The organism is Mycobacterium sp. E3305, assembly GCF_001666785.1.
GTDB lineage: Bacteria > Actinomycetota > Actinomycetes > Mycobacteriales > Mycobacteriaceae > Mycobacterium.
This window is the reverse complement of sequence record NZ_LZJA01000242.1, coordinates 1-5467: the sequence shown is the minus strand read 5'-3', so window position 1 is coordinate 5467 and position 5467 is coordinate 1. Positions and strand designations below refer to the sequence as shown.

Below are 5467 nucleotides of genomic sequence, written 5' to 3'. Positions count from 1 at the left end.
GGGCCGGCCACGGTGCGATAGCCGATGTCCTTCTCGATGGCGTTGTAGCTCTTGTTGAGCTCGGCGATGTTGCTGGCGGTGTAGGACTGCCCGCCGGACAGCTTGGCGATCGTCTTCATCTGGTCCGTCGAAACCGGGACGGCCACGCGCTGCCCGTCCATCTCGATCTCGCCGGTCTTGGTGCCGAACGAGATCGTCGAGATCTGCACGCCCGCGGCCTTGGCGGCCCGGGCGGCGGTGAACGCCCCCTGCGGGGCGTTGGCGTCCAGCGGCACGTTCTCCGCGCCGTCGGACTCCAGCACGATGCGCGCCGGCGGCGGGCCGTCGCCGCCGCCCATCACCGAGCCCACCGTCGCGATCGCCTGCAGGGCGGTGAACAGGCCCTCGCCCGTCGCGGTCTTGGGGGCCGGCTTCAGGCTGTCGATCGCCGCCTTCACCGCCTCGCGGTTGGTGGTCGGGGAGACCAGCAGCGACGCGTTGGCCGCGAATTCCACCAGCCCCAGGTTGATGGCCGGCGTCAGCTCGTCGGCGAACTGCTTGCCGGCCACCTTGGCGGCGGTCAGCCGGTCGGGGGGGACGTCGGTCGCCCGCATCGACTGCGACATGTCGATGACCAGCACGACGACAGCCCGGTTGCGGGGGATACGCATGTCGTGGGTGGGGGTGGCCAGCGCGATGGTCAACAGGATCAGGCTGAGCAGCGCCACCGCGATCGGAATGTGCCGCCTCGGCGACTGCGGCACGGCCTCCTCGGTGAACCGGCGCAGCCGGCGCCGGCGGCGGGCCTGGACCAGGATGTAGACCGCCAACAAGCCCAGCGGCAGCAAACCGAACACGAGCATGCCCGGGCGCTGAAAGCCGTACAGGGGCAACGGGCCTATCCCGGGAAGCGACACCCGCCAGTAAAGAGGAGACTTCCGGGCCCGTCAAACGGGGGCTACTCCCTGCGCAGCCGCCCGTCGACGAACTGCTCCAGGTTCTCCCACTCCCGCACCGCCGCCGCGTACGGCGCCGACGGCTTGCCGACCGAGCCGGGCTCGAGCACGTAGGCCACCAGCTTGCCCAGCGGGCGCCCCGTCTCGAGCGCCTTATCGACCGTGCCCTCCTCCGAGTAGTCGCCGATGTCGCGGAGCAGCTCGACGGCCAGGTCCAGCTGGTCGCGGTCCACGGCGTCCGGCCCGTCGGCGATGTCATCGGCCAGCCCGCTGAGCACGTAGATGTTGTCCTCGGTGACCTTGACCTCCAGCGAGCCGTCGGTGGCCGCGGTGCGGATGTCGTCGTAGGTGCTCAGGTCGGCAAGGTCGTGGTCGTGCTCGTCGGCGAGGTAGCGGGCCAGCGCCCGCTCGGAGGTGAACACGCTGATGCGCCCGTTGCGGCCCAGGAAGATCGGACGGTCGTCCAGGTAGCACCGCAGCGTGTAGAAGGTGCCCGAACTCGTCATGATCCGAATCGGGTCGATGCCCACCTGCTGCCAGAAATCCTCGTCGCTGCCCAGGATCACGGTGTCGCCGGCCGCGCGGGGCTCCTCGTCGGCCTCGACGTCATCCTCCGGGGCCTCCTCGGCCTCGTCGGCCTCGTCCGCGGCCTCCTCCGCCTCCGCGCCGGCCTCGGTGTCTTCGGCCTCGTCTTCCTCCGGCTCCTCGGCCAGCTCGTCGGCCGCCTTGGCCGACAGCTTCTCGTCCACCTCGGGGGTGGTCACGATGCCCTCGATCGCGCCCAGCACGTCGTCCCAGCCCCGGCCGATGATCTCGCCGATCGCGTTCCAGCGTTTGAGGCCGGCCTTGCCCGCGAAGTGGTCGATCCCGCCCGACACGGTGCCCAGCGTCGGGTTGCCGTTGAAGAATTTCGACACCGCCGGGAGCTCGCACACCGACCCGATGGAGGAGACGAGCGACAGCGTGCGGGCCAGCCCGGTCACCGAGTCCTCGGTGGGCTTCTCCGACACCAGCTCCTCGACCGCGACCAGATCGAATTGCTTGTCCCCGGCCGGCGCGAACTTGTGCGCGTGCGCCGATGTCAGGTCCTTCCACGCCGGGTGATCGACCAGGTCATTGTCGGTGTCGGAGCGCACGAACGCAACCAGGTCGGCGACGCTTTCGAAGACGTACAGGTCCTCGTCCTTGCCGAGGAAGGCCTCCCACTCGTCGCCGGCGTCGCGCCAGCGGGGCGCCCACATGGTGTAGCGGTCGCCGTCGGACAGGCTCAGGCGGATGGGCACGAGGTCAGCAGCCATGCGGCACACAATAGCGACGGCGGCCGAAGACGCGGGCCATCGGGCCATCGGGTTCTAGCCCCAGATATCGGCGATCGGCGGCGCGCCGGCCGCGTATCCGGTCTTGGGCAGCCCGTACATCTGCTCGATCGTGGAGAGCAGGTTGTAGTGGTTGATCCGCTCGGCGTAGTTGCCGGGGACCACGTGCGCGCCGTAGAAGATGGTCGGGATCTGGTTGCGGCTGGAATTGTCGTCCTCGTCCCACGTCACGATCAGCAGGCTGTTGTTGGCCACCGCCCAGTTGGCGTAACCCGACAGCTCGCGGTTGAGCCAGGTGTCGGCCTGCGCGATCGACCCGTCGTGCATGTTGTCGTCGTTGTTGGGGATGACGAACGACACGGTGGGCAGGCTCGGGTAATTGCCCATCGGGAACGCGGAGAACGGCAGGGAGTTCGCCGGCGGCACGTTGGTGAAATTGGCCCAGGGCACGTGCTTGCGCGCGTACTTGCCTGCGGTGCAGGCCGGCGAGCCGACCGCGGGCAGGCCTTCGGCGAAACCGGCGAACGTGTAGCCCGCGGCGAGCAATTCCGAACCCAGGTTGGGGGCGTCGCCCGCGTTGACCGGGCACCGGTCGCTGGTAACGCCGAAGGTGCTGCCGGCGAACATCGCCAGGTAATTCGGCTCGCTGGGGTGGGTTTCGGCGAACGACTGCACCATGTTGGCGCCGCTGGCGGCCAGGGCGGTGATGAAGGGCGCCGACTTGTTGCCGATGATGTTGGCTTCGGAGCGGTTCTCCTCCACCACGATCACGATGTGCGCGGGCTGCGGAATCGCCGCCGCCACAAGGCCGATGCGCGCGCTCAGCGGGCCGGCCGCGAGCCCCACCAGCGCGACCGCGCAGAGCAGGTGCAGGACCCGAAATGCCCTGCCGGTCAACCCCGTTGAACCCCTCATTCCGCCCGGCACCACGGGAGCATAGGGGGACGCGAGCCACGGGCCGCGCCGACGCGGCCGGTTTCGGCGGGGCGTTTAACGAAAAGCGGCCGGATTGTTATATAGGGTCGAACACCGTGGAGGTGCGCGTTGTCGATCACCCGCTGGCGGTCGCCCGGCTGACGACGATGCGCGACGAACGCACCGCCGACGACGGCTTCCGGGCGGCGCTGCGCGACGTGACCGCGATGCTGGTCTACGAGGCCACCCGGGACGCGCCCCGCGAGACCTTCGGAATCCGCACACCGGTGGGCGAAACGCTGGGGGTGCGGCTGGCCAAGCCGCCCCTGCTGGTGCCGGTGCTGCGGGCCGGACTGGGCATGGTCGACCAGGCGCTCGCGCTGTTGCCGCAAGCCCGGGTCGGATTCGTCGGCGTGGCCCGTAACGAGGAAACCCACCGGCCCACAGGCTATTTCGAGTCGCTGCCCGACGAGCTGGCCGGCCTGCCGGTGCTGGTGCTCGACCCGATGCTGGCCACCGGTGGGTCGCTGAAGTACACCGTCGGCCTGCTGCTCGAGCGCGGCGCCACCGACGTCACGGTGCTGTGCGCGGTGGCCGCCCCCGAAGGCGTTGCCGCGCTTGGGGAAACGGTGCCCACGGCCCGGCTTTTCACCGTGGCCATCGATGACGGGCTCAACGAGAACGCCTACATCGTCCCCGGCCTCGGCGATGCCGGGGACCGCCAGTATGGTCCTCGCTAGCTGCTAGAAGCTTCGAGCCACCGACATCAGCTCGTCGCGCAACGCGCCGGCGCGCCGGCGGGCGTCGTCCAGGCCGCTGGCCACGGCGCAACGAACCTCGATGTAGCACTTCAACTTCGGCTCGGTGCCGGACGGTCGCACCACCAGTCTGACCGACGTGCCGTCGTCGCCGCCGGTGAGGATCACCGCGTCGGTGATGTCGGTGAGCGTTGCGGTGAACCCGGCCAGCGTTCCCGGTGGCGCGACCCGCAGCCGACGCATCAACTCGCCCGCCTCGGCGGTGCCGTCGACACGGCGGGACACCGCGGCGACGTCGTGCACGCCGTACCGCCGGGCGAGGTCGTCGAGCGCGTCACCCACCGAACGGCCCCGGTCCTTCAGCGCGGCCACCAGGTCGCACACCAGCACGGCCGCGCTGATGCCGTCCTTGTCCCGCACGGCGTCCGGGTCGACGCAGTGCCCGATCGCCTCCTCATAGGCGTAGACCAGCGTGCCGCCGGGCACGCCCGCGTCGGCGCGCGCCAGCCACTTGAAACCGGTGAGGGTCTCGACGTGGGTGGCCCCGTAGCGGTGCGCGATGGCCGCCAGCATCCGCGACGACACCACGGAGCTGGCCACCACCGCCGCCCGGGGGTCGGTGCTCCGCGACAGGATGTAATCGCCGAGCAGCCAACCGGTTTCGTCCCCGGACAGCATCCGCCAGCCCGACGCGGTGGGGATGGCGACCGCGCACCGGTCGGCGTCGGGATCCAGCGCGATCGCGACGTCGGCCGTGACGTCGGCGGCCAGGGCGAGCAACGCGTCGGTGGCGCCGGGCTCCTCGGGGTTGGGGAAGGCGACGGTGGGGAAGTCGGGGTCCGGCGCGAACTGCGCGCCCACCGTGTGCACCCGCTCGAAGCCGGCGCGCTGCAACGCCGCCACGGCCACGGCGCCACCGACCCCGTGCAGCGGCGTCAGCGCCACCCGCGCCGTCCCGGTGCCGCGCCGCACCGCCGCGGCGCGGGCGACGTAGCGCTCGACCACATCGGTGCCGGTGGGCTGCACCGGCGCCCTGGCGATTTCGTCGGCCGGGGGCGCTGCGGCCATCGCCGTCTCGATCTCGCGGTCGGTGGGGGAGACGATCTGGATGCCGCCGTCGGCGTAGACCTTGTAGCCGTTGTCGGCCGGCGGGTTGTGCGACGCGGTGATCTGGATGCCGGCCGCGGCGCCGGTGCGGCGCACCGCGAACGCGACCACCGGCGTCGGCACCGGGCCGGGTAGCAATTGAACGGAGAAGCCTTGGGCGGCAAGCACTTCGGCGGTGACGGTGGCGAAGACGGCGGAGCCGTGCCGGGAGTCGCGCCCGACGATCACCGGCGCGCCGGCCAGGCCGCGGCCGCGCAGCACCTGCGCCACCGCCCAGGTGGCACGCGACACCACCGCCACGTTCATGGCGTCCGGCCCGCCGCGCACCGGACCGCGCAGGCCCGCGGTGCCGAACCTGAGCGGCCGCGCGAAACGCGCCGCCAGCTCGTCGGGCGCGCACGCGGCCAGCTCGGCGGCCGTCGCCGGGTCGGGATCG

At 71.1% G+C, this 5467-nt stretch carries 5 protein-coding genes; 1 reads left to right on the top strand and 4 read right to left on the bottom strand.

What is annotated here, in order from left to right; all coding sequences use genetic code 11:
- The 3 genes from A5701_RS22480 to A5701_RS22470 all read right to left on the bottom strand — a co-directional run.
- Positions 1-896, bottom strand: an 896-nt coding sequence (locus A5701_RS22480) for a VWA domain-containing protein (protein ID WP_067759114.1), incomplete at its 3' end; no start/stop codon positions are given.
- 41 nt (positions 897-937) lie between these two features.
- Positions 938-2233: a primosomal protein gene (locus A5701_RS22475; protein WP_067759101.1), complete on the bottom strand. Its 1296-nt coding sequence runs from the start codon at positions 2231-2233 to the stop codon at positions 938-940.
- A 54-nt stretch (positions 2234-2287) separates the two neighbouring features.
- Positions 2288-3166: an alkaline phosphatase family protein gene (locus tag A5701_RS22470; RefSeq protein WP_067759127.1), complete on the bottom strand. Its 879-nt coding sequence runs from the start codon at positions 3164-3166 to the stop codon at positions 2288-2290.
- 116 nt (positions 3167-3282) lie between these two features.
- Here A5701_RS22470 and upp point away from each other — a divergent pair, with 116 nt between their 5' ends.
- Positions 3283-3906 carry a uracil phosphoribosyltransferase gene (upp, locus tag A5701_RS22465; protein ID WP_067759097.1) on the top strand — a complete coding sequence of 208 codons (624 nt, stop codon included), beginning with the start codon at positions 3283-3285 and terminating at the stop codon, positions 3904-3906.
- A 3-nt stretch (positions 3907-3909) separates the two neighbouring features.
- On the opposite strand, the gene A5701_RS22460 is transcribed toward upp, so the two are convergent.
- Positions 3910-5467: phospho-sugar mutase (locus tag A5701_RS22460; RefSeq protein ID WP_156670216.1), on the bottom strand; the 1558-nt coding region annotated here is incomplete at its 5' end.

Bases quoted from the DNA above. Each gene is read 5' to 3' on its own strand.
- A5701_RS22475 (WP_067759101.1), bottom strand. From the start codon at position 2,233: ATGGCTGCTGACCTCGTGCCCATCCGCCTGAGCCTGTCCGACGGCGAC.
- A5701_RS22470 (WP_067759127.1), bottom strand. From the start codon at position 3,166: ATGAGGGGTTCAACGGGGTTGACCGGCAGGGCATTTCGGGTCCTGCAC.